The organism is Rhizobium rhizogenes NBRC 13257 (genome assembly GCF_000696095.1).
Taxonomy (GTDB): domain Bacteria; phylum Pseudomonadota; class Alphaproteobacteria; order Rhizobiales; family Rhizobiaceae; genus Rhizobium; species Rhizobium rhizogenes.
In genome coordinates this window covers 121,138-144,892 of record NZ_BAYX01000007.1, presented here as the reverse complement: position 1 = coordinate 144,892, position 23,755 = coordinate 121,138, and the positions used below count along the sequence as shown (strand labels likewise).

At 60.5% G+C, this 23,755-nt stretch carries 24 protein-coding genes; 13 read left to right on the top strand and 11 right to left on the bottom strand.

Annotated features, from left to right (window positions below; genetic code table 11):
• The first annotated feature begins 116 nt into the window (after nt 1–116).
• The 6 genes from RRH01S_RS17010 to RRH01S_RS16985 all read left to right on the top strand — a co-directional run bounded on the left by RRH01S_RS17010 (nt 117) and on the right by RRH01S_RS16985 (nt 7,752).
• Nucleotides 117–995, top strand: coding sequence for a choline/ethanolamine kinase family protein (locus RRH01S_RS17010; RefSeq protein WP_034517700.1), 879 nt, complete (start codon nt 117–119; stop codon nt 993–995).
• A 9-nt stretch (nt 996–1,004) separates the two neighbouring features.
• Nucleotides 1,005–3,452, top strand: coding sequence for a GcvT family protein (locus tag RRH01S_RS17005; protein WP_034517701.1), 2,448 nt, complete (start codon nt 1,005–1,007; stop codon nt 3,450–3,452).
• 255 nt (nt 3,453–3,707) lie between these two features.
• Nucleotides 3,708–5,249 (top strand): FAD-dependent monooxygenase, encoded by a 1,542-nt coding sequence (locus RRH01S_RS17000; RefSeq protein ID WP_034517703.1) that lies wholly within the window; start codon nt 3,708–3,710, stop codon nt 5,247–5,249.
• A gap of 98 nt (nt 5,250–5,347) precedes the next feature.
• Nucleotides 5,348–6,049 carry a uracil-DNA glycosylase gene (ung, locus tag RRH01S_RS16995; protein ID WP_012652154.1) on the top strand — a complete coding sequence of 234 codons (702 nt, stop codon included), beginning with the start codon at nt 5,348–5,350 and terminating at the stop codon, nt 6,047–6,049.
• A gap of 143 nt (nt 6,050–6,192) precedes the next feature.
• Nucleotides 6,193–7,125, top strand: coding sequence for a VOC family protein (locus RRH01S_RS16990; RefSeq protein ID WP_042473237.1), 933 nt, complete (start codon nt 6,193–6,195; stop codon nt 7,123–7,125).
• A 15-nt stretch (nt 7,126–7,140) separates the two neighbouring features.
• Complete coding sequence (locus RRH01S_RS16985) at nt 7,141–7,752, top strand: alpha/beta hydrolase (RefSeq protein WP_034517705.1); 612 nt, start codon at nt 7,141–7,143, stop codon at nt 7,750–7,752.
• A gap of 44 nt (nt 7,753–7,796) precedes the next feature.
• Here the strand turns inward: RRH01S_RS16985 and RRH01S_RS33155 are convergent, their stop codons facing one another.
• Both RRH01S_RS33155 and RRH01S_RS16975 read right to left on the bottom strand, forming a co-directional pair.
• The gene (locus tag RRH01S_RS33155) at nt 7,797–9,101 is read right to left on the bottom strand and encodes a COG3904 family protein (RefSeq protein WP_131597841.1); all 1,305 of its coding nucleotides are present in this window, start codon (nt 9,099–9,101) and stop codon (nt 7,797–7,799) included.
• 400 nt (nt 9,102–9,501) lie between these two features.
• Nucleotides 9,502–9,927 (bottom strand): hypothetical protein, encoded by a 426-nt coding sequence (locus RRH01S_RS16975; RefSeq protein WP_034517707.1) that lies wholly within the window; start codon nt 9,925–9,927, stop codon nt 9,502–9,504.
• Nucleotides 9,928–10,145: 218 nt separating this feature from the next.
• On the opposite strand from RRH01S_RS16975, the gene RRH01S_RS16970 reads away from it, so the two are divergent.
• From RRH01S_RS16970 to RRH01S_RS16955, 4 genes are all read left to right on the top strand, one after another.
• Nucleotides 10,146–11,042: a DMT family transporter gene (locus RRH01S_RS16970; protein ID WP_042473233.1), complete on the top strand. Its 897-nt coding sequence runs from the start codon at nt 10,146–10,148 to the stop codon at nt 11,040–11,042.
• Nucleotides 11,043–11,104: 62 nt separating this feature from the next.
• Nucleotides 11,105–11,497 carry a RidA family protein gene (locus RRH01S_RS16965; RefSeq protein WP_042473496.1) on the top strand — a complete coding sequence of 131 codons (393 nt, stop codon included), beginning with the start codon at nt 11,105–11,107 and terminating at the stop codon, nt 11,495–11,497.
• A 17-nt stretch (nt 11,498–11,514) separates the two neighbouring features.
• Nucleotides 11,515–11,997, top strand: coding sequence for a VOC family protein (locus RRH01S_RS16960; RefSeq protein ID WP_042473229.1), 483 nt, complete (start codon nt 11,515–11,517; stop codon nt 11,995–11,997).
• A gap of 35 nt (nt 11,998–12,032) precedes the next feature.
• Nucleotides 12,033–12,761, top strand: coding sequence for a class I SAM-dependent methyltransferase (locus tag RRH01S_RS16955; RefSeq protein WP_034517713.1), 729 nt, complete (start codon nt 12,033–12,035; stop codon nt 12,759–12,761).
• A gap of 12 nt (nt 12,762–12,773) precedes the next feature.
• Here the strand turns inward: RRH01S_RS16955 and RRH01S_RS16950 are convergent, their stop codons facing one another.
• Complete coding sequence (locus RRH01S_RS16950; protein WP_007703504.1) at nt 12,774–13,265, bottom strand: MarR family winged helix-turn-helix transcriptional regulator; 492 nt, start codon at nt 13,263–13,265, stop codon at nt 12,774–12,776.
• Nucleotides 13,266–13,324: 59 nt separating this feature from the next.
• On the opposite strand from RRH01S_RS16950, the gene RRH01S_RS16945 reads away from it, so the two are divergent.
• On the top strand, nt 13,325–13,744 hold the full coding sequence (locus RRH01S_RS16945) for a cupin domain-containing protein (RefSeq protein ID WP_042473224.1): 420 nt from the start codon (nt 13,325–13,327) through the stop codon (nt 13,742–13,744).
• A gap of 18 nt (nt 13,745–13,762) precedes the next feature.
• Here the strand turns inward: RRH01S_RS16945 and RRH01S_RS16940 are convergent, their stop codons facing one another.
• The 6 genes from RRH01S_RS16940 to RRH01S_RS16915 all read right to left on the bottom strand — a co-directional run bounded on the left by RRH01S_RS16940 (nt 13,763) and on the right by RRH01S_RS16915 (nt 19,917).
• A complete protein-coding gene (locus RRH01S_RS16940; RefSeq protein ID WP_042473222.1) occupies nt 13,763–14,344 on the bottom strand; it encodes an NAD(P)H-dependent oxidoreductase in 582 nt (193 codons plus the stop codon).
• On the bottom strand, nt 14,341–15,750 hold the full coding sequence (locus tag RRH01S_RS16935) for an FAD-binding oxidoreductase (protein ID WP_042473218.1): 1,410 nt from the start codon (nt 15,748–15,750) through the stop codon (nt 14,341–14,343). The genes RRH01S_RS16940 and RRH01S_RS16935 overlap by 4 nt, the downstream gene beginning before the upstream one ends.
• 1 nt (nt 15,751) lies before the next feature.
• On the bottom strand, nt 15,752–17,065 hold the full coding sequence (locus tag RRH01S_RS16930; protein ID WP_034517718.1) for a cytosine deaminase: 1,314 nt from the start codon (nt 17,063–17,065) through the stop codon (nt 15,752–15,754).
• Complete coding sequence (locus RRH01S_RS16925; RefSeq protein ID WP_034517720.1) at nt 17,065–17,931, bottom strand: ABC transporter permease; 867 nt, start codon at nt 17,929–17,931, stop codon at nt 17,065–17,067. The genes RRH01S_RS16930 and RRH01S_RS16925 overlap by 1 nt, the downstream gene beginning before the upstream one ends.
• The gene (locus RRH01S_RS16920; protein ID WP_042473213.1) at nt 17,931–18,755 is read right to left on the bottom strand and encodes an ABC transporter ATP-binding protein; all 825 of its coding nucleotides are present in this window, start codon (nt 18,753–18,755) and stop codon (nt 17,931–17,933) included. The genes RRH01S_RS16925 and RRH01S_RS16920 overlap by 1 nt, the downstream gene beginning before the upstream one ends.
• 145 nt (nt 18,756–18,900) lie before the next feature.
• On the bottom strand, nt 18,901–19,917 hold the full coding sequence (locus RRH01S_RS16915; RefSeq protein ID WP_007703851.1) for an ABC transporter substrate-binding protein: 1,017 nt from the start codon (nt 19,915–19,917) through the stop codon (nt 18,901–18,903).
• A gap of 184 nt (nt 19,918–20,101) precedes the next feature.
• Between RRH01S_RS16915 and RRH01S_RS16910 the strand changes: the two genes are divergently transcribed.
• The gene (locus RRH01S_RS16910) at nt 20,102–21,070 is read left to right on the top strand and encodes a LysR family transcriptional regulator (RefSeq protein WP_007703849.1); all 969 of its coding nucleotides are present in this window, start codon (nt 20,102–20,104) and stop codon (nt 21,068–21,070) included.
• Here RRH01S_RS16910 and RRH01S_RS16905 read toward each other — a convergent pair.
• Nucleotides 21,058–21,855, bottom strand: a complete 798-nt coding sequence (locus tag RRH01S_RS16905; protein WP_012652137.1) for a creatininase family protein — start codon at nt 21,853–21,855, stop codon at nt 21,058–21,060. The genes RRH01S_RS16910 and RRH01S_RS16905 overlap by 13 nt on opposite strands.
• A 336-nt stretch (nt 21,856–22,191) precedes the next feature.
• Between RRH01S_RS16905 and rutF the strand changes: the two genes are divergently transcribed.
• Nucleotides 22,192–22,731, top strand: a complete 540-nt coding sequence (gene rutF, locus RRH01S_RS16900) for an NADH-dependent FMN reductase RutF (RefSeq protein WP_034517724.1) — start codon at nt 22,192–22,194, stop codon at nt 22,729–22,731.
• A 10-nt stretch (nt 22,732–22,741) separates the two neighbouring features.
• Here the strand turns inward: rutF and RRH01S_RS16895 are convergent, their stop codons facing one another.
• Nucleotides 22,742–23,746 carry an NAD-dependent epimerase gene (locus RRH01S_RS16895; protein WP_042473210.1) on the bottom strand — a complete coding sequence of 335 codons (1,005 nt, stop codon included), beginning with the start codon at nt 23,744–23,746 and terminating at the stop codon, nt 22,742–22,744.
• Nucleotides 23,747–23,755: the final 9 nt, after the last annotated feature.

Sequence of the window (23,755 nt, the reverse complement as noted above, 5' to 3'; positions counted from 1 at the left end):
ATAACCCAACAAAAAGCCTCTTGGCCGTTTCATTTTGTGGCCGGTTCTTGACAGTTCTCCGTTTGTGGGGAACCTCTTGCATCCAAGAGATGCGCAATCGCCGCGCTGGGGTAGGGATGGCCGCAACACCCGAAGACAGAATACATGCTCTTGGCATCTGGCGCGGGCCGATCGAGATCGCTCCGCTGGTGGGCGGCATCACGAATCGCAATTTTCTGGTCACGGACGGCGGGCGGCGTTTCGTCGTCAGGCTCGGAACAGATATTCCGGTTCATCATATCAGCCGGGCTCATGAGGTGGCGGCGAGCAGGGCTGCGCATGCGGCCGGGTTGTCGCCCGCGGTGATCCATCATGAGCCCGGCATCCTCGTGCTCGACTATGTCGACGGCAAGGCGCTTACGGCCGAGGATATCCGCGCGCCGTCGATGCTGGCGCGCATAGTGCCGCTCGTTCGCTCCTGCCACCGGGATGTTTCCAAGCATTTTCGCGGTGCGGCCGCAATCTTCTGGGTTTTCCATGTCGTGCGTGACTATGCCGCCCTTCTCGACGAAGGGGGAAGCCGGCATCGAGCATTGCTGCCTTCCTTTCTCGATATCGCCGCGCGGCTGGAGCAAGCGGCCGGTCCGTTCGAAATCGCTTTCGGCCATAATGATCTGCTCGCCGCCAATTTCCTCGACGATGGCAAAAGGCTCTGGCTGATCGATTGGGACTATGCCGGCTTTAACACGCCACTCTTCGATCTCGGCGGTCTCGCCTCCAACAATGCTTTCTCCGAGGGGCAAGAAACCGCGATGCTGGAGGCTTATTTCGAGGCGCCGGTGCGTGACGATCTCCGGCGGCGCTATCAGGCGATGAAATGCGCGTCATTGTTGCGCGAGACGATGTGGAGCATGGTCTCAGAAATCCACTCCGACATCGACTTCGATTATTCAGCCTATACGAGCGAAAATCTGGCGCGGTTTGAATGCGTCTATCAATCATTCCGGAATTCTTGAGGTGATGCGATGAAGGAACTGCCCAAAACAGCCAAGGCGGTCGTCATCGGCGGCGGCATTATCGGCTGCTCGACGGCCTATCATCTCGCCAAGCTCGGGCTGACCGATACGGTTTTGCTGGAGCGCAAGAAATTGACGTCGGGCACAACATTCCACGCTGCCGGTCTGGTCGGACAATTGCGGACCAGCGCCAATATCACGCAGATGCTCGGCTATTCCGTCGATCTCTACAAGAGGCTGGAGGCCGAGACGGGGCTTGCCACCGGTTGGAAGATGAATGGCGGTTTGCGCCTCGCCTGCAACGAGGAACGCTGGACGGAGGTCAAGCGGCAGGCGACGACGGCGCAATCCTTCGGGCTGCAAATGCATCTCCTGACGCCGCAGGAAGCCTTCGACCTCTGGCCGTTGATGGACATAGACGATCTGGTCGGCGCAGCTTTTCTCCCAACAGATGGACAGGCCAATCCCTCCGATATCACCCAGGCGCTGGCAAAGGGCGCCCGCATGGCCGGCGTTTCGATTTTCGAGGATACCGAAGTTCTCGATCTGGAGATCGACAAGGGCAGGATCCGTGCCGTCATCACCGACAAAGGCAGCATCGAATGCGAGCGCGTCGTCGTCTGCGCCGGGCAATGGACGCGGGCTTTCGCGGCGCGCTTCGGCGTCAACGTGCCGCTCGTCTCCGTCGAGCATCAATATCTCATCACCGAATCCTTCGGCGTTCCCTCGAACCTGCCGACGCTGCGCGATCCCGACAGGCTGACCTATTACAAGGAAGAGGTCGGTGGGCTGGTCATGGGCGGTTATGAACCGAACCCGGTCCCCTGGGCGGTCGACGGCATTCCCAGGGACTTTCACTACACGCTGCTCGACAGCAATTTCGATCATTTCGAGCAGATCATGGAGCAGGCGCTTGCGCGCGTGCCGGGCCTGCAGACGGCGGGTGTGAAGCAGCTTCTGAACGGCCCAGAGAGCTTTACGCCTGATGGCAATTTCATTCTCGGTGAGGCGCCGGAACTGAAGAACTTCTTCGTCGGCGCCGGTTTCAACGCCTTTGGCATTGCCTCTGCCGGTGGAGCGGGCATGGCGCTTGCCGAATGGGTGGCGAAGGGTGAGCCGCCATACGATCTCTGGCCGGTCGATATCCGCCGCTTCGGCCGTCCGCATTTCGACACGGACTGGGTACGCACCCGCACGCTCGAAGCCTATGGCAAGCACTACACCATGGCTTGGCCCTTCGAGGAGTATGCGAGCGGCCGCCCCTGCCGCAAGTCGCCGCTCTATGATCGGCTGAAGGCGCAGGGCGCCTGCTTCGGCGAAAAGCTCGGCTGGGAACGGCCGAACTGGTTCGCCGACCTCTTTGCCGGCGAGGAGCCGAATGACGTCTATACCTACGGACGGCAGAATTGGTTCGATGCTGTGGGACGTGAGCACAAGGCGGTGCGCGAGGCGGCCGTCATCTTCGACCAGACCTCTTTTGCCAAATTCGTGCTCAAGGGCCGCGAGGCCGAGGCGGCGATCTCGTGGATCGCCTCCAACGACGTCGCCAAGCCGGTGGGGGCGCTCACCTATACGCAGATGCTCAACGACCGGGGCGGCATCGAATGCGATGTCACCGTGGCGCGTGTTGCCGAGAACGAATTCTACATCACGACGGGAACGGGCTTTGCCACGCATGATTTCGACTGGATCGCGAAAAGCATCCCGTCCGAGATGCATGCCGAGCTGGTGGACGTGACGTCGGCCTATTCGGTGCTATCGCTAATGGGGCCGCATTCGCGCGCCGTGTTGGAGGCTGTGACGTCGGCCGATGTTTCCAACGCCGCATTCCCTTTCGGCCGGGTGAAGACCGTCGGCATCGACGGCTGCCCGGTCCGGGCGCTGCGCATCACCTATGTCGGCGAACTGGGCTATGAGCTGCATGTGCCGGTGGAATATGCCACCACGGTCTATGACACGCTGATGGCCGCCGGCCGCGACCATGGCCTCGTCAATGCCGGCTATCGCGCCATCGAAAGCTGCCGGCTGGAAAAAGGCTATCGCGCCTGGGGCTCGGACATCGGCGCCGACCACACGCCGGTCGAGGCAGGACTGGCCTGGGCGATGAAGATGAAGAAGGGTACCGCTTTCCGGGGCCGTGAGGCCATCGAGCGGCAGCTCGCCTCGGGGGTGAAGAAGATGCTTGCCTGCTTTGTGCCGGATGACCCCGAGACCGTGCTTCTCGGCCGCGAGACGATCTATCGCGACGGCCAGCGTGTCGGCTGGCTGTCGAGCGGCGGCTATGGCTACACGATCGGCAAGCCGATCGGCTACGGCTATGTCCGCGATTCCGGCGGGGTTACCGAGGATTTCGTGCTTGGAGGCCGCTACGAACTCGATGTCGCGCAGCGCCGCGTGCCATGCCAGGTGTCGCTGAAGCCGCTTTACGATCCGCAGATGGTGCGGATCAAAGCGTGACGCCGAAAGACGCGACGCGGTCTTCGACAAAACGTCTTCTCTTGCCGATCGGCCGGCCAGACGCTATGTTGCCTCTGTCGAAAAAGGCACGACTTGGTGTGGTCTAGCCCAAGTCCTTTCGGAAACGGAAGCTCTGTCCATGCGCAATGCATGAGTCCCACGACGAACAACGGACGCTCGCGCGTCCATATTGTTCGTCCGTGTGGTTCTCAAATCGACGAACCGCTCCGGCCGAACGGCCACAAGGAGTAGTTCATGACCGACCTTCCTATGATCCATGATGTTGTGATTGCCGGTGCAGGCCCCGTAGGTCTGTTTCTCGCCTGTGAGCTGCGCATGGCAGACCTCTCGGTGCTGGTGCTGGAGCAAGCCGAAGACCCGCATTCACCCTTGAAGCGGCTTCCGTTTGGCATGCGTGGCCTTTCCGCGCCCACCATCGAAGCCTTTTACCGTCGCGGGTTGCTGGACGACATCACGAAACCGCAGCGCACGAAAGATCAAACGGCTGACGGCAGTGCTTCGGCTACCCCGCATTGGATGCAACAGTCGCGCCGCCCGGGCGGCCATTTCGCCGGAATTCAGTTCTATTTGGACAACGTCGACACCTCGAAATGGCCGTATCGTCTGCCAAGTCCGGCCGGCACTGGCATGGCGGTCGAGATGGAGTATCTCGAAACCGTCCTGGTCGCTCGCGCAAGCGCGATGGGCGTCGAGATCAGGCGCGGCCTTGGCGTCGAGGGCCTCGAACAGTCGGGCGACGGCGTGACTATTTGCGCCGGTGGTGAGATTTTTCGCGGACGCTGGCTCGTCGGCTGCGATGGCGGCCGCAGCACTGTACGCAAGGCAGCCGGATTTGCGTTCGTCGGCACAGATCCCGAGTTCACCGGCTATTCCGCTGACGTCGAGATGGCCGACCCTGACAAGCTCCGCGTAGGCCGTCACTACACGCCGACGGGCATGTATACTTATCAAAAGCCGGGGACCATCGCGATGGTCGATTTCGACGGGGGTGCTTTCCACCGGGCGCAGCCGATGACGCTCGAACATGTGCAGGCGGTATTGCGCCATATCTCCGGCACCGAGGTCACACTGACGGCCCTCCGGCTTGCGACCACCTGGACGGATCGCGCCTACCAGGCGACGGCTTATCGCAACGGGCGGGTGCTGCTTGCCGGCGATGCCGCCCACATCCACTCTCCGCTGGGCGGTCAGGGGCTTAACCTCGGACTTGGCGACGCAATGAACCTGGGATGGAAGCTGGCTGCGACGATCCACGGTAACGCGCCAGCCGATCTGCTTGATAGCTACGTCAGCGAACGTCATTCGGTCGGAGCGCAGGTTCTCGACTGGTCGCGCGCCCAGGTGGCGCTCATGCGGCCGAGCAGGAGCTCACGCGCGCTCGAAGCCATTATTCGTGATCTCATCGACACACGCGACGGCGCGACCTATTTCGCCGAGCGCGTCTGGGGAGTGTCTCTCCGCTATGAGCTTGGAGGCAGTCACCCGCTCGTGGGCCGCAGCGCTCCCGATTTCGAGCTGGCTGACGGGACGAAGCTCGGTGATCACCTCCAAAACGGGAAAGGCCTGTTGCTGGACTTTGAGGCCGATGCGCCGCTTCAAGCGCTGGCGAGCCGCTGGAAGGGTCGTATCGTCTATGTCGCAAGCGATGCCAAGGACAGGCTTGGCCTGAGCGCCTTGCTCGTGCGGCCTGACGGCATCGTCGCCTGGGTTGGTGAGGATGCTCCCAACCAGGAGGAGGTTGCACAGGCCGCGTCGCGATGGTTCGGCGAAGCCTAAAAACTGTGATCTGCTTGTCGCAGCATCCGCCATTTTCTTGACACGCCGTCACTTTCATCCTCAATCGACATGCTGATAAAAGATGGAGGCGTAAGCCAATGGCGGAAGCGAGCATCAAGCTGGAGGAGAGCTGGAAGGAGGCGTTGTCGCCGGAATTCGACAGTCCCTACATGCAGCAGCTCAAATCCTTTCTCGTCGAGGAGAAGCAGCGCGGCAAGGTGATCTTTCCGCGCGGCAGCGAATATTTCCGGGCGCTCGACCTGACGCCGCTGGATGAGGTGCAGGTGGTGATCCTCGGGCAGGACCCCTATCACGGCGCCGGCCAGGCCCATGGACTGTGCTTCAGCGTCCGCCCTGGCGTCCGTATCCCGCCGTCGCTGGTCAATATCTACAAGGAGCTGGAGACCGATCTCGGCATTCCGCCGGCGCGTCACGGTTTTCTCGAAAGCTGGGCGAAGCAGGGTGTGCTGCTGCTGAACAGCGTGCTGACCGTCGAGGAATCGCAAGCCGCCTCGCATCAGGGTAAGGGCTGGGAGCGCTTCACCGACGCCGTCATCCGTCAAGTGAACGACGAATGCGACGGTGTCGTCTTCATGCTCTGGGGTTCCTATGCGCAGAAGAAGGCGGCTTTCGTGGACACCGATCGGCATCTGGTGCTGAAGTCCGTGCACCCGTCGCCGCTCTCCGCCCATAACGGTTTCTTCGGCTGCCGGCATTTCTCTAAGGCCAATGCCTATCTGGTTGAGCATGGCCGGGAGCCGATCGAATGGGCTCTGCCGAGTAATCCGGGCAATAACTAGTCCCATATTGAACGACGATCTTCCATCGTTCAATAATTAGAGACAATCCGTTTGGCACTTGAGGGCTATCGAAACGCACGCTCTCGGACCATCTTCTGCTCATGGAAAACGCCTGCCGTTGCGGGCGAGACAAGGGGTTAGAGATGCTCAATCAGATCAAGGGTCTTCACCACGTTACATCGATGGCGGAAGACGCCCGTACCAACAACAAGTTCTTCACCAACACGCTCGGCCTTCGCCGTGTCAAGAAGACCGTCAATTTCGATGCGCCCGATGTCTATCACCTCTACTATGGTGACGAGATCGGTACGCCCGGCACCATCATGACCTATTTCCCGTTCCCAAAAATGGCGCGTGGCCGTCCGGGCACCGGCGAAGTCGGCAATACCGTCTATTCCATTCCGGAAGGTGCCATCGGCTATTGGACCGATCGGCTCGGCAAGCAGGGCGTCGAGGGGCTGAAGGCGGATGAATCCTTCGGTCAGAAGCGCCTGCATTTCGCCGGTCCCGATGGTGATGGTTTCGCGCTCGTCGAGGTCAAGGACGACGAGCGTGATCCCTGGACCCATGGCGGCGTCGATGCCGAACACGCGATCAGGGGCTTTCATTCCGTCGCCATGCGGCTGCGGGACGAGGGCGCCACGGCTGAGCTGCTGAAATATATGGGCTATGAAGTCGTCGATACGCATGAAGGCGTCAAGCGGCTTGCCATTCCCGGCGGCAATGGTGCCGATGTCGTTGATCTCGAAACCATGCCGAACATCAATCGTGCGCTTCCCGGTGCCGGTTCCGTCCACCACGTCGCCTTCGCCGTCGAGAACCGCGCCAAGCAGCTGGAAGTGCGCAAGGCGTTGATGGAGACGGGCTATCAGGTGACCCCGGTCATCGACCGCGACTACTTCTGGGCGATCTATTTCCGCACGCCGGGCGGCGTGCTGTTCGAAGTCGCCACCAACGAGCCCGGCTTCAACCGCGACGAGGACACGGCCCATCTCGGCGAGGCACTGAAGCTGCCGGAACAGCATACGCATCTGCGTTCGCTGCTCGAGCAGCATCTCGAACCGCTAGACGTGTAAGCGAGGGATAAGATCATGACGGATACGACCTATGTGCACCGGGTAAAGCCCGGTGCACCCGGCAAGCCCATCCTCTTCACCTTCCACGGGACCGGCGGTGACGAGAACCAGTTCTTCGATTTCGGCAGCCGCCTGCTGCCGGACGCGACCATCGTCTCGCCGCGCGGCGACGTTTCGGAACATGGCGCCGCGCGCTTCTTCCGTCGCGCGGGCGAGGGCGTCTACGATATGGCCGACCTTGCCCGCGCGACGGAAAAAATGGCGACCTATGTCAAAAGCCTCGCCATCGACCACGGTGCCGCGCAGGTGCTCGGTCTCGGCTTTTCAAATGGCGCGAACATTCTCGCCAATGTGCTGATCGAGCATGGTGGTCTCTTTGACGCCGCCGTGCTGATGCATCCGCTGATCCCGTTCCAGCCGCGCGACAATGCCGAGCTTGACGGTCGGCGTGTGTTGATCACCGCTGGCGAACGCGATCCGATCTCGCCGGCGCCGGTGACCAAGGCACTGGCGGATTATTTCACGCAGCAGAAGGCTGAGGTCACGCTCGACTGGCATCCGGGCGGCCACGATATCCGCCCGAACGAGATTGAGGCGATCCGCGGGTTTCTCGCACAGTACGCGTAAACAGAAAAGCCGGTGGCAAAGGCCACCGGCTTCTTCGAAACCCTTCATTGCGCGAGGTCTTTGTCCGAAGGAACGACTGCGCGCGTGGCATTATAATCCATAGTCGCCAATAAGGTTTTGGAGGGATACCGAATGTCGTCGTTAGGAAAATGACGAAGAACCTTACTCAGCCTTTGAAGGTCTGGAGTCAACCAAACGTCGGCATTGGCTGTTTGAGAGGGGTGTTGGTTGTGCCAGTACGCACGAAAGTGTGGCCCCTCACCGCTGTCAACGTACGTGCAGGACGTAAATCTGGCATAAGCTTCGACAGCATACGGGGCTGTCGCTCTAGCCCATTTTGATTGGCTTCCCCATCTCTCAAAAGCACCCGCAACGGTCATGAGGCTTTCCGCTAACAATCTTAGGCCATCAGGCTCGACGAAGTTGACAGTTTCCCTATAGATAGCGGTCTTTCTAGTGTTTACATACGCTTGATTGATGATGTGACACATGTCATCGGGCCTTCTAAAGTCCAACGAGGAGTCAGAATCCAGCGGGAGGGGCGTGGATGTTTTGAAACCGGTTCCACGGACGACATAGCCTGGTTCGTCGGCGTCCGAGAAGATTTTCGTAACGACGCCTGACTTGAGCGCCTCGGCGCTTTGGACATAGTAGAGCCCCTCCGGTGTTGCTAGTCCCATCATGGCGAACACGTCATCACTATTGACACTCATTTCGTCGAGATAAATGGAAAGCATCCGCTTCAGCGCCGGATCGGTCTTCGTTGATATCGCATCAAGGTTTCTTCTCCCCGTCGCCGGACGATTTGGGCCGTTTGTTATCTGATGAATGCCGATATAGGCATTAGCAGCCGCAGCCCGCACCTTGCCCCCAGCCAAAGCGAGTGGGCAAGCTGAGAAACAGTACGCCCCTCCAGCGCGAACTTCGCCTTCCGACCAGCCGTCCCTGACGATTTTTTGCGCACAGCGCGGCACCAGCATCGGGCAGTCGTTCAACTGCGTCCTGCCCACAGCGGTTTCTAGGCCGGCAGCTCGGATCATACGTCCAACCGAGAGCGCGGCATCCACATCTCCGCCGCGAGACTGAAACACAACAGGAAGCTTTCGGCCTTTAAGGCTCCTCAGAAGCTTTTTAAATCGTTGGGGCGTGTCAGCCGTTATCTTGCCTTCGGCAGATATCCATTGGATACAGATTTCCTTACAATTGCCGTTCCGAACCAAAGCGAAATTCATCGGCCACTCTTCGGGTGTCTGTTCGTTTGCGGCCGCCGGTACAGTAGCAACCAAGGGCAGAAAAAAGCCTACGATGATCAAGCAAAAGGACATCAGAAAGCCTAAGCGAATTTTCATGAAAAGCCCCACGAATAGCATAATAATTGCTATAGCCTCGGACGTCTCTGATACAACCGTTTTTAGAATCCCGACAGTTGGAGATAGTGGAAATCCCTCGAAATTGGCGCTCTCTGGTCGACAGGTCGAGGATTGGGCATCCCGCGCTGCTTCTGACCTTTGTGGCTGTGAGAGGCTGAGACGTGTACACGATATGGAAGAATTGGCCCACGAAGAGATCCAGCGGCCACTCTTGTCACAGCCCGGTCGGCACACGTTGCGAGGTTTCCGCCGAGCCAGTTGAGCCATGCCATGACCGCTTCGGGCCGCAAGCTCCCCTCGGAGGCATCTGCCACCTAACTCCACCTGAATAGGAGCAAAGCTCCGGGCGCATGGCTGTCGATGGCCGCGAAGCGTCCACCTATTTCCCAATCATCATCACCATGGTTCTCGCCTGGGCTTCTGCCGCCCGCCTGTCCGCCTGGGCAACATAGTCCGGCCCACAGAAGCGCTTGAGGTTCGCAACATCCGTGTCATCGAACTCCGCGTGTCCGGATTTCGCGATGACGATGCGCCAGGCACAGCCGAGAATCTTGTCGGGCTGGATGGCTTTATCGCAGCCAGTGCTCAGGCAGATTGCGACGTTCCGCTGCTCTTGATATTTCCCCGCGATGGCATCGCTGTACTCTGTCTTCCAGGTGTTGCGCGTATATCGACAGGCCCCTGGATTGGCGCTCTGGCTGCATTCCACGGCGGGGTTGATATAGCTTTCGGCGACGGGCCACGGCACGGCATCGACCAGGCTCACGCAGCCGCATGCAAACAGGCCTGCCAGCAATAGCTGCATTGTCTCTCCCTCTGCCGAATCATCCATACCCTAAAGGCGCCCGAAATATCCGCAAGACGGATGGGCCGGTTTGGATTGAAGCAGCCGTGGCGGTTCTGCAACCGCTGCATTTTCTTCTCGCGTCCGCGACATGCAGGTCGCAAGCATGGCTTGTAGGCTGTTCCTGCACTCGCTAATAGTCGCGCCATAAAACATAAGGACGTTGGGAGGGATTCGTCGTGACGCTGGCGGAGCAGCAGCAATATCGGCTGGGTGTGATCTATGTAGCGCTTTCGGCCCTGGCGTGGTCGACATCCGGCCTGTTCGTGCGCTCGATCCATGCCGATCTGATGACTATTCTCTTCTGCCGTGGCATCGTCGCCGGCCTTGGCGTCTTTGCACTGTTTTTCTACATTGAGCGCGGTAATGGCTGGCGGATTATTCGCTCGATGCGCTGGCCGTCGCTGGCCGCGACGATTTTCTCCACCACCGCCATGATCGGCGGTATCGGTTCGATCTATTACACCTCGATTGCCGATGCGATGGTGATCTATGCGACCGTGCCTTTCGTTACGGCCGGCGTCGCCTATGTCTTCATCCGGGAGCGTCCGAGTGCCACGACGCTCGTTGCCAGCGTCGTCGCCTTGGCCGGGGTGCTGGTGATGCTTTCCGGCGAGTCCGCCGGTGACGGAAGCTGGCTCGGCAAGGGGCTTGCCGTCATCATGACCCTGGCTGTTGCCGGTCTTGCCGTCATCATGCGCCAGCACCGCGATGTGCCGATGCTGCCGGCGATGGCCTTGTCCGCATGGCTCTGCTCCTTCGTCACCTTCTGGTTTGCTTCGCCATCCATGGTGTCGGGACACGATCTGGGCTTGATCGTCGCCTTCGGCCTCGTCCAGAGCGCCATGGGTCTCAGCCTCTATACCTTCGGTTCGCGGCTGATCCCGGCTGCCGACGCCACCCTGCTGACGGCGCTCGAAGTGCCGCTGACGCCGTTGTGGACCTGGATGTTCCTGGCCGAACTGCCCTCAAAGGCGACACTGGTCGGCGGGCCGATCGTGCTTGCCGCGCTCTTCGGGCATATCCTCCTGGAAGTGCGGAGAAATCGGGTGAAGGAGCCGGTTCAGGTGCTCTGAGCGGCTTGTCCACCGACTGTCGAAATGCTGAAATCGGCCCTACAAACGAGGAACCGATGCCGATGAAGAAGACGTTCAATCCGCCCTCCGTCCGCCGCCCGTTCGGCAACTACAATCACGGCCTGCTGGTGCCGCCGGGCGCCAGCCTGCTGGTGACCTCGGGTCAGGTCGGGATCGCTCTCGATGAGAGCATCCCCTCCGACGTGACCGGCCAGGCGGAGCTTTGCTTCGAGGCGATCAAGGCGATCCTCGAGGAGGCGGGCATGAGCTTTGCCGACGTCATCCGCATTTCCGGTTTTGTGACCAAGCGCGAGGATTTTCCCGCCTACATGGCTGTCCGCGACCGCTATACACTCGATCCGAAGCCCGTCTCGACCCTGATCATCGTCGGCGGGTTTACGCGGCCGGAGTTTCTGGTGGAGGTCGAGGTGACCGCAGCAAAGGTAGTGCGATGACTGGAGCTTCAAAAGAGATGGTAGATGTGCCGATGCCGCAAATCCTGGGCCTTTACGAAACGCATCTGACGGTTGCCGATCTTCAGCGCTCTATCGGATTTTATCGCGATATCCTGAAGCTTGAAGTTGCGACCATCATCGAGAATAGGAATGTCGCCTTCCTTTGGATCGGGGACAAACGCACGAGCATGCTGGGCCTCTGGGAAACGGGCAGCGCGCCTCTGCGCATGCGTCTCCACATTGCGTTCAGAACCACTCTCGATGACGTGGTTCGCTCCGCTGCCGCATTGAAGGCGCATGGCGTTCAGCCGAAGGGTTTTCATGGCGAGCCGCGTGATGAGCCGGTCGTTGCCGGTTGGATGCCGGCGGTTTCGCAGTATTTTTCCGATCCTGATGGGCATTCGATCGAGTTTATCCACGTGCTTGACGAGGCCGCTGATCCGGGCTTCGGCGTGAAACCTTATTCGCAGTGGCTGGCGCGACCGACGCAGGCGATCTGACGGTTATAAGCAGTGTCGAGCCTTGGGAGGCGAGCATGACGCAGAATATCTACGACGATCCTGCCTTCTTCCAAGGTTACAGCCAGCTGCAACGATCGATCGATGGGCTGGCGGGTGCGGCGGAATGGCCGTCGATGCGGGCGTTGCTGCCCGACTTGCACGGTCTGGATATTGTCGATCTCGGCTGCGGCTTCGGCTGGTTCTGCCGCTGGGCAAGGGAGCAGGGTGCGGCCAATGTGCTGGGCCTCGATGTCTCCGACAATATGCTCGCCCGCGCCGAGAGTGAGACGGCTGACATGGCTATTCGCTATGGCAAGGCCGATCTGGAAGATCTCCAGCTTCCGGTGGCCGCTTTCGATCTCGTCTACAGTTCGCTCGCCTTTCACTACATCCAGAATGTCTCCGGGCTTCTGGCGACGATCCATCAGGCGTTGAAGCCCGGTGGATGGCTGATTTTCTCCATCGAACACCCGATCTACATGGCGCCGCGACGGCCGAATTGGCTGGCGGATGCCGAGGGTCGCAAGACATGGCCGCTCGACAGCTATCAGATGGAAGGGCCGCGAGTGACGAACTGGCTCGCCGAAGGCGTCGTGAAACAGCATCGCACCATGGGGACGACGCTCAACCTGCTGATCAGATCGGGCTTTACGATCGCGCATGTCGAGGAGTGGACGCCTACGGATGGCGATCTGGCCGCGCATCCGGATTGGGCAATCGAGCGCGAGCGTCCGATGTTCCTGCTGATATCCACGACGAAGTGACGTGCGGATGGCTTATGGGCCAGCCTCTGGCGTGCTTTCCTGCGCTTTGAGGGACAGCTGTTTCAGCACGTCAAGGAAGACATCGAACCGTTCGTGACCAATCTCTTCGGCCCATTCCGCGTGCAGCTTGCGTAGGCAGGTGAAGATCGTTTCGGCTATCTCCTGTCCCTGCGCACTGAGATATATAAGACGCCGATCGCTGCTCTCAGGAGCCCGCCGCTCGACATATCCCAGCTCTTCGAGCTGGATGATTAGATAATTGATCGCTTGCCGCGACATTCTCTTCTGCCGTGCCAATTCGGATGGTCTGATGCCGTCCGGCAGGGGATAGGAGAACACGGCGAAGTGAGCGTCCTGAAAATCCGTGAAACCGGCGTCGTGAATAGCTTTGTGCATCCGATTGCGAACGTCCTGCCAGACGATGCGTAGCAGAGCGCCGAAGAAAGGCGGTTGCAATTCCTCGCTCGTGTTGGGTTGCTTTGTCAGCTCATCGAATATTGACATGTTTGTAAAGTCGCTTTACGTTTTGTTTGTAAAGTCACTTTACAGTAAGGATCAGCCCAATGGAAGCGAATGGACATGATGTCGTACGCATCGGGGAGTTGGAACTGCGCTTCCTGGTGAACGACAAAGGCGCTACGGTATTCGAGTTCATTGTTCCGTCCCACGCCCGGGTACCCGCGCCCCACTATCACAAGGATGCGGACGAAATCCTCTATGGGATCGAGGGTATTGTGACGATCACCGTGGATGGTCGAAAGCAGGAACTGGGTGTTGGCGACGCTGTCTTTATCCCGCGCGGCAGCATCCATCATCATGAGAACCTGCATGAGGGCAGCGCACGGGCCTTGGTCGTCATCACGCCTGGCTCCATTCGACGCCGCTACTTCGAAGAGATTGCGGAAGTGGTCAATGTGCCCTGCAAACCTGACCTCGCCAAGGCGCAGGAGGTCATGCTGCGCCACGGGCTCATCCCGGCTTAAGTCCGAATTCCGAAGCGCTTAAAACCGCTCCATCTCCCGCTTCACCTTCTCCAGAAACCGTTTGCGCGTCTCGTCGGTCGAGCGGTTCATGTCGTAATGGGCGAGGAAGACGACCGAGGCGAAGGGCTTGATCATGGCGCGGAGCATGCGCTTGATGATCTTCTTCGGCGGGTTGCCGACGATGAAGGCGCGGAAGGGATCGGCGCCGTAGGTCAGTACCGCGCCGAGCTTGCGGATATGCCGCAGTTTCGAGGTCACTTTGCCGTCCACCAGCTCGAAGGTGACACCGGGCAGCCAGACGCGATCGAAATAGCCCTTCAGGATCGCCGGAAAGCCGAAATTCCAGACCGGCGTCACGATGACCAGCGCCTCGGCGCGCTGGAGCCGTTCGACGTATGATTTCACCGCCTCGGTATTCTCGGGGTAATCGTGATAGATCATCCGCCCGTGCCTAGTGAGTACGGGGTCGAAGCCCTCGGCATAGAGATTGCAGTCGTCGACCTCGTGGCCGGCGGCTTGCAGGCTCTCGATCGTCTGCCGGTGCAGGGCAGCACTATAGCTCTCCTCGACGGGATGCGAATGAAGGACGAGAACCCTCATGAGGCCTCCATCAGCGCCGCGAGACCGGGGAAGAGATAGTTCTTGCCGGCCTTGAAATCGAAGTCCGGATTGTCCCAGGCGATCATCTTGCCGGGGTTGAGCAGGCCCTTCGGATCGGTCTCCTTCTTGAAGGCGAGCTGGACGGTGTCTGTCTGCTTCATGCCGCCTTCTTCCAGCGTATAGCGATGCGGATTGAAGATCGGGCAGCCGTGATCCTGGTGGATCTTGATGATCTCCTCCAGACGGGCCTCGGAGGTATAGCGCACCAGCGGCAGGCCGGCGCACTGGATCTGGCCGTCAAACTTGATGAATTCGAGATGGCCGGGCACTTCGTCACCAAAGATCTCCACCATCTTCTGGACCTTGGCCACATGGTCCGGCCCCGGATACTGCACTTGCAGATAGGTGATTGAGGGATCGACCTTGATGGCGCGTAGCGTCGTGTGGTTCCAGGCGAGCTCATAGGCATGCGGGATGCCCTTCATGCTCTCCACCTTGTCGGAGCGGAAGGTGATCTCGCCCTTCTGCTGGCTGGCAAAGGCGACGAATGGCTCCATCGAATGCGGCGCGATCATCAGCGCCACGACCGACTGGCCGTGACGGATGTAAGGCTTATGGCGGGTGAAATACTCGTGCGGGATGGGAGCTGCGATCGGGGCGATTTCCTTGACGAGGATGCCGTTGCATTTGGCCAGCGCATCGGAGAAGCGCACGGCATCCATGAAGTCGTCATAGCCGACCAGCACGTCCACCCAGTCGTAGGCCGGCGCGAGTGGCATTTCGATCTCGGTGATGATGCCGTTGGTGCCGTAGGCATGGCTGACCTTGGTCAGGTCCCAGCCGGTGAGATCAAGGACGCGCGGTTCGGCTTCCATGGTGACGACGCGCAGGCGCAGGATATTGCCGATATCGCGCAAGCCGCCCCAGGTGATCGAGCCGACGCCGCCGGAGCCGCCGGCTATGAAGCCGCCGATGGTTGCCGTCTGTGCCGTCGAGGGATGGAAGCGCAGTTCCTGACCGGAATGGGCCTTGGTCTGGCGGTCGAGCTCGGCAATGATGATGCCGGGCTCGCAAATGACGCGGCCGGGATGGATTTCCTTGACCTTGTTCATAGCGGCGAGGTTGAGCACGATGCCGCCGGACAGCGGCATGGCCTGGCCGTAATTGCCGGTGCCGGCGCCGCGCGGGGTGACCGGCACATCATGGGCATAGGCCACCTTCAGCGTGCGGATCACTTCTTCCTCGGTCTTCGGGGTGACGACGAGATCGGCAGTGACATTGTCGAGCTGCGCCTTCAGGATCGGCGAGTACCAGTAGAAATCGCGGCTCTTCTGACGCACCAGCGCCGGATTGTCTTCGATGGCGATGCCTTCGAGTTCTTTCTTGATGAGCTGATAATCCGGCATGTCAGGCTCCAATAACGGTATCGAGTTCACGGTAATCCGGCAGGCTGCGGTCGATGACTTTGCCCTTGCGAAGGACGACGCGGTCGGACTGCGGACGGGAGAGGAATTCGCTCCAGCGCCTGGCGCTGAAGAGGACGAGATCGGCCGGGCCGCCGACGGCAATGCGGCCGATCTCGGGGCGGCCGAGGATGGAGGCCGGTGAGGTAGTGACGACGCGGGCGGCGGTATCCAGAGGATGGTCGAGATGCAGGATGCGAACAGCCTCGCGGAAGACCTCGACGGGGTCGAGGTCGCCATAGGCGTAGAAGGGGTCGCGGGTATTGTCGGAGGCAACGGCGGTGGGCACGCCGGCCGCCGCCAGTTCATGCAGCAATGTGACGCCACGCCAGCGCGGCGTGCGGCCCGGATGGCGGTCCTGCAGGTACATGTTGCACATCGGTAGTGACACGATCGAGATGTCTGCCTTGGCGACGAGATCGATGGTAGCGCGAGCGACATCCTCATCCTGTCGAGCAAGCGAGCAGCAATGGCCGGCGGTAACCTTGCCGGTGAAGCCGTTACGCAGCACGGCCTCGGCGATCGCCTTCAGCGTCAGCACTTCTCTGTCCTCGGTCTCGTCGACATGCAGGTCGATATCGAGACCATTGTCGGCGGCGGCGCGGATCAGCTTGTCGAGCTGTGCGTCAATATCGGGGTTCATTTGCGTGACGCCGCCGAGAAGACCGCCAGCTTCGCGGACAACCGTCACCAGATCGGTGAAGAAGGCATCATCGACCATGAAATCCAGCGGGAAGAGGGCGACGGCCTGCAGCGCAATCTTGTCCTTCCAGGCCTCGCGCACCTCCGAGAAGACCTCGAAGGAAATGCGGTGCTGTGGCGCCAGTGAATCCAGATGCGTGCGGATCAGGCTGGTGCCGTGGGCATAGGCGGCGCGCAGCGAGAACTCCATGCGCTTGCGGACATCGGCGGCTGACCAGTTGGCCTCGCGGTCGGAACGGACGGCGTCAAGCGCGCCCATGAAGCTGCCGTCCGGGTTGGCGCGGCGCTCCCATATATGGCCCTTGTCGAGGTGCGTGTGCATGTCAGCGAAGGTCGGCCAGACCATGCCGTCTCTCATGTCGGCCTTGGCGAATTCCGCAGGGGCTGTGCCAGCGGGCAGGATGTCCTTGATGAGGCCATCCGCGACGACAATGTCAGCTTTCATCAGACCTTCGCTGGACGGGCCGGTAAAGCCGGTCAGCGTGACCGTGGGGACGGTGGCGTTGCTCAGCACGAAACGCGCGGCGTTTGGCGGGGACATGAAGGAATAGGACATCAGTTTTCCCGCTTGAGGCTGCTTTCGTGCCAGCGATGCAGGCTCAGCCATGAGATGAAGGAGGTGAGGGCGAAGATCGCGACGCCGAGCGCCGAGAGCAGCAGCAGGGCTGCGAACAGGCGCGGCATGTTCTGGCGGTATTGCGCCTCCAGCAGGCGGAAGGCGAGGCCGGAATTGGGGCCGCCTGATCCGGCGGCGAATTCGGCGACGACGGAGGCAATCAGCGATAGGCCGCCGCCGATCCGAAGGCCGGTCATGAAATAGGGCTGGGCCGCCGGCAGCTTCAGATGCAGCAGCATCTGCCAGCGCGAGGCGCCGTAGAGATCGAAGAGGTTGAGGAGATTGTGGTCGACGCTCTTCAGGCCCTGCACCATGTTGGAAAGGATCGGGAAGAAGGCGACGAGGAAGCCGCAGATCAACAACGCGGATTCGCGGGTCGGCGCATAGATCAGGATGAGCGGCGCGATCGCCACGATCGGCGTCACCTGCAGGATGACGGCGAGCGGATAGAAGGCAAGCTCGATCCAGCGCGACTGCACCAGGAAGATGGCGAAACCGACGCCGCCGATCAGCGCCAGCATCAGGGATATGAAGGTGATCTGCGTGGTAACCCAGAGCGCCGGCCAGAGAATTCCCCAGTCGGAGACCAGCGCCTTTGCAACGGCGAGGGGGCTCGGCAGGATATATTGCGGAATATCGGCGCCGACGACGAGAAGCTGCCAGAGCACGATCAGGACGACGACGGTCAGGATCGGCACGATGATACCGAGGGAGCGCTCGGCATTTCTGGTGCGGACGGCCGGCTTCGGTGGGGCGTCGGCTGCTTCTGTGGAGAGGTTTGCGGAGAGGCTGGTGCTGTCGCTCATCAATGGGCCTCCGGCCAGCCAATGGCCTCGATCAGGGAACGGGACACCTTCTCGCAGACCTGCCGATATTCCTCGGAGGATCGGTAGAGAGGATCGCGCTCGCCGCTGGTGTTCAAGGGAAAGTCGGTGTGGACGCGGCCGGGGCGGGCCTTCATGACGACGATGCGGTTGGAAAGATAGGCGGACTCGTAGACGGAGTGGGTGACGAAGATCACCGTAATGCCGGTGGTCTGCCATAGCCGCAAAACATCGTCGTTGAGCTTCTGGCGGGTAATCTCATCGAGGGCGGCGAAGGGCTCATCCATCAAGAGCAGCTTCGGCTTGGTGACCAGCGCGCGGGCGATGGAGACGCGCATCTTCATGCCGCCCGACAATTCGCGCGGATAGGCCCCGGCGAAATCCTGCAGGCCGACAGTCGCGAGCGTCGCCATGATCTGGTCGCGGGCCGACACCTCGGAGACGCCGCGCAGTTTCAGCGGCAGGTGGACATTGCCGAAGACGGTTTTCCAGGGCAGCAGCGTCGGCTCTTGAAAGACGAAGCTGATATCGCCGTCGGGAAGCCCCTTCGAATTGATGCGCGAGCTCGGCCAGTCGATCCGGCCGCTGGAGGCGCCGCCGAGGCCGGCGATGATGCGCAGTGCCGTCGACTTACCGCAGCCGGAGGGGCCGAGCAGGCTGATGAACTCGCCGCTTTCGACGTTGAGCGACATGCCGGAAAGCGCCAGCGTGCCGTTGGAGAAGACCTTCGAGACCTGCTCCATGACGACCAGTGGCCGCTTGCGCGGTTCGGTTTGGATGATCGTGGTGGCTTCGGACAGGGTCATGTTCGGCTCTTTGTTGATCCACCCTTCCCTTGAGGGGGAGGGTCGGAGCGCAGCTCCGGGGTGGGGTGATCTTTCGAAATCTCGGGGTGTCACCCCCACCCGTCGCTTTGCGGCGACCTCCCCCTTAAGGGGGAGGTGCTAAGGCTTACTTCTTCAACGTCATCCCAAAGCCCTTGCAGACGAACTGCGGGTCAAAGGCCTTTTTGTAATCCGTGTCGGCGTCGAAGATCTTGATCTGCACCATCTCGTCGAAGAATTTCTTGTAGTGCGCGTCGGTGATGCAGCCGATGCCCTTGTCGATGGCGTCGCCGGATTCCACGATGCCGTATTCCTTCATCTTGGCGATGGAATAGGCGATCTGGCCGTCCGTCATGTCGGGATTGTCCTTCTTGATCAGATCGTTGGCCGCCTTGTTGTCGCCGTAGAGATAGTTGTACCAGCCCTCTATGGAGGCGTTGACGAAGCGCTGCACCAGGTCCGGATTCTTCTGGACCATTGCGGTCTGGGCAGTGATCATCGTCGAATAGGGCGAGTAGCCGGCGTCGGCGATCAGGAAGACTTTCGGCTTCCAGCCGGCCTGCTTTTCGATCTCATAGGGCTCGGAGGTCAGATAGCCCTGCTGGGCCGACTGCTTGTCGGAAAGGAACGGCGCCGCGCTGAAATTGTAGGGTTTGAACTGTTCGTCCTTGAAGCCGGGGAAGTTCGCCTTCATCCACTCGAAATAGGTGACGTAGCCGTCCTTGCTCATGAACAGGGTCGGCAACTTGGCGAGATCCTCGAATTTCTCCACGCCGGCGTCCGGATGGGCGATCAGCACCTGCGGGTCCTTCTGGAAGATGGCGGCGACATCGACGATCGGGATGCCCTGCTTGACGGCGTCGATTTCCTGCTGCGGGCCGCCCATGTAGAAATCGATCTTGCCGGAAATCAGCAGCGCCGAGTTGGCGGCATTCGGGCCACCCTGGACGATGGTGACGTCGAGGCCGTATTTCTTGTAGGTGCCGTCGGCCACTGCCTGGTAGAAGCCGCCATGTTCGGCCTGGGCGAGCCAGTTGGTGCCGTAGGTCACCTTGTCGAGGGCGCTTGCGGGCTCGGCCATGGCAATGGCGGCCATCAGGCCCATGGCGGTAAGAAATGCTTTGGACTTCAATGCATTGAACATGGCTGGTTGTTCCCCTTATTCGCCATGAGACGCCACCAGTGACGCCCATTTTGTGCATTTGAGCGATTGCGTTGCGCTTTGAAAAGCATCAAAATTCGTGCACATTGATGCCTTTTAGGCATCTCAACTCGGGTCTGTGCCTAAATTGTGCGGCCTGGGCAAAATTTATGCAATGGGGACACCTATGCTGCATTCGAGACGACTGCTCTACATCAACGAGATCGCCCGCTGCGGCTCGATCCGCAAGGCGGCGGCGCGGCTGAACGTGGCGTCCTCGGCGATCAACCGGCAGATATTGGCGCTGGAAGAGGAGATGGGAGCGCCGCTGTTCGAGCGGCTGCCGCGTGGCCTCAGGCTGACGGCGGCGGGCGAGCTCTGCATCGAGCATATCCGCGAGGTGCTGAAGAATTACGAACGGCTGGAAGGGCGCATCCGCAGCCTGAAGATGCAGCAGGCCGGCAAGGTCAGGATCGTGACGACGGTCGGCCTTGCTGCCGGACCGCTGCCGGAGATCATTGCGCGCTTCCTCTCCGAGCATCCGCGCGTCTTCATCCAGTTGCGCAACGATTCCGGCTCGACGACAGTCGCGCCGGTGCTGTCAGGCGAGGTGGATATCGGCCTCGGTTTCAATATCCCGGCGACGCCGGGCATCCGGTCGCTTGGTAATTTCGACATTCCGATCGGTGTCGTGCTGCCGCCGGGGCATCCGCTGATCGAGCCGGGGCCGATCAATCTCGCCGATGTGGTGGAGGAGCGGCTGCTTCTGGCGCAGCCGGGCACCAGCCTGCGTGACATCATCAACCTGACTCTGGCGCGGCTATCGGTGCAGGTCGAGCCGGTGCTGGAAAGCAATGCATCGGAGATGCTGAAGCAGCTGGTGAAATGCGGGGCGGGACTGACGCTGCTCAATCCGCTCGACGTCATCACCGATTGCCGACGTGGCGAGCTAGTGTTTCGGCCGATCGCGGAGCCGCATTCGCGGCATCAGCCGCTGAAACTCTTTGCGCGGGCGCGTGCGCCGCTGGATGCGGCGACGAGCCTGTTCGTGGAATATCTGCTCGCGGAACTGGCCGGCCTTGTGGAGGAGCTACAGGCAAAAGGACATATCCTGATGCCGTCGGAACGTCGTCGGTCTGACGCCTATTTCGAATAGAGGTTCGACAGCGGATAGTCCCTGAGATCGCGTAGCATCTCGATGAAACCGTTGATCTGGTGGCTGCAGATGAGCGCGCCCTTTTCCGCCGTGCCGTTGGCGGCATTGCCGACGACGCCGTTGGGGTTGAGATCATGGGCGATCCAGGCGAGCGAGTGCGGCGGCAGCGGCTGCAGGTAGTTTGAGCGCTCCTTCATCCATTCCGCCTTGGAGGCGAAGTTCTCGGCCTTGTCCATCCGCACCAGCTCGGGCCGGAAATGCAGCATCAACGAGGTCTCAACGTCGCCGCCATGGATGCCGTAGCACTGCTCGTGCTCGCTGATCATGCCGTCAGGCGTGCCAAAGCGCATCCATTGCGTGGCGACGACGGCCATCTGGTAGCGCACGCGCAATTCGCGCGCGACAATGCCCATGATGTCGAGATTGCCGCCATGGGAGTTGACTATGACCATCTTGCGGATGCCGGCCTCGGCAACCTTGGCGCCGATCGCCGTCCAGACCGGAATCAACAGCTCGGCGCTGAGGGAGAGCGTGCCTGGGCCGTAGACATGTTCATTGGCCTTACCGATCTCCTGGGTCGGCAGCACAAGGAAATCGAGATCGTTGGGGCGCTGGACCTTCAGCTCCGCCAGCATGCCTGTGGCGATGGCGACGTCGGTTGCGATCGGCAGATGCGGGCCGTGCTGTTCGGTCGAGGCGATCGGCAGGATCGCGATGGTGGTATCGGGCGAAAGGCCGGCGAAATCATAAGTGTTCAGTTCATTCCAGTAGAAGGGCTTGGCCATGGCCGTATCCTCTCATGTGCGTCTCTCCTTTAACGGATACGGCAAGGATGATGACGGAGGAAAGCATCAATTTGCGGTCGTGCCGCTGCCTTTTTGCGTACGCAGACGGTAAGGGTCGTCACGATTGCCGGCCATGTTGCTTCGCTCTAGGAAGGTGGGAGGAAATGCCCCAAAGGCGTATGGACAGGATTGTTTTTGCTTTTGTTGATAGATTTTATAGAAAACTAATTGCCCTGCGAATAGCGATTCCGTGAAATGCGGCTGCTTGAGATGCGCGGTTTGACTTGGTACGTTGCTTGCATCCAGATTTCGGCGCGACACGCGGGGACAATGGGAATGAACATGAAGACATCCGTGGCGATCGAGAAGGCGATACCCGTCGCCGATCCCGATGTGGTACGAGCCGAGTTTCGCAACGCCATGGCGCGCATGGCCGCTGCCGTGAACATCGTCACCACCAATGGACCGGCGGGTCTCGCGGGCTTTGCCGCGACCGCCGTTTGCAGCGTCACCGACAGCCCGCCGACCCTGCTTGTCTGTCTCAATCGCAGCGCATCCGTTCACCCTGCGGTGACGGAAAACGGCGTGCTTTGCGTCAACGTGCTGTCGGAAGGGCATCAGGACCTCTCGCGCCTCTTCGGCGGCAAGACGCCGGTTGCCGAGCGTTTCGCCGCGGCCGCATGGTCGGAACTATCCACCGGCTCGCCGGCGCTGGAGGACGCACTCGTGTCCTTCGACTGCCGCATCGTGCGCCGCGCCGATGGCGGCACGCACGATATCCTGATGTGCGAAGTCGACGCCATCCGCCAGCGCGATGGCGGGCAGGGGCTGGTTTACTTCGACCGGAATTATCATCCGGCGGGTCAGGCCGAATAGGTCGGCTTTTTCAGTAGTTTTCCTGATACCACTCGACGAAGAGGCGTACGCCCGCGTCGACCTCGATCTGCGGCTTGAAACCAGTCAACGCCACCAGAAGGTCCGGCACGGCATAGGTATTATGCACGTCGCCCGGCTGCATCGGCAGCATGTGGCGGATCGCCCTTTTGCCAAGCATCGCCTCGATGGTCTCGACGAAGGCCATCAGCCCGACCGGCTGGCCGCCACCAATATTGACGATGCGGAAAGGGGCGTTCTTCGACAGCGTATCGCTGATCGTGTCCGATACGACCCGGTTTTCTTCTGACGGAATGACGCCGATCAGCTTGACGATGCCTTCGACGAGATCGTCAATATAGGTGAAGTCGCGGCTCATCTTGCCTTCGCCGTAGATCTCTATCGGGCGGTCGTGCTTGATAGCCTCGACGAACTTGAACAGCGCCATGTCCGGCCGGCCCCAGGGACCGTAGACGGTGAAGAAGCGGAAGACGGTGGTCGGGATGTGGAAGAGATGGGCGTAGCTATGCGCCATCAGCTCCATGCTCTTCTTCGTTGCCGCGTAGATCGTCATCTGCTCGTCGGCCTTGTCGCTTTCCGCGAAAGGGATCTTCTCGTTGGCGCCGTAGACCGAGGAGGTGGAGGCGAGCAGCAGGTGTTTCGGCTGAATGCTTCGCGCCAGTTCCAGCACGTTGAAGGAGCCGACGAGATTGGAATCCACGTAGGAGCGCGGATTTTCCAGGCTGTAGCGCACGCCGGCCTGGGCCGCGAGATGGACGATGACGTCGGGTTCGGCCAGTTCAGCGGCATGATCCAGCGCCGCCTTATCCTCAAGCATGCCGGTCACGGCCTTGAAGCCGTTGGAACGGGCGAGGATGGCGGTGCGCTTTTCCTTGAGCTTGACGTCGTAATAGGGCGTCATGCCGTCGAAGCCGACGACGAAGTGGCCGTCGTCGAGCAGGCGCTTGGCGAGATGAAAGCCGATGAAGCCGGCGGTTCCGGTGATGAGATAGCGCATTCGTCGGCC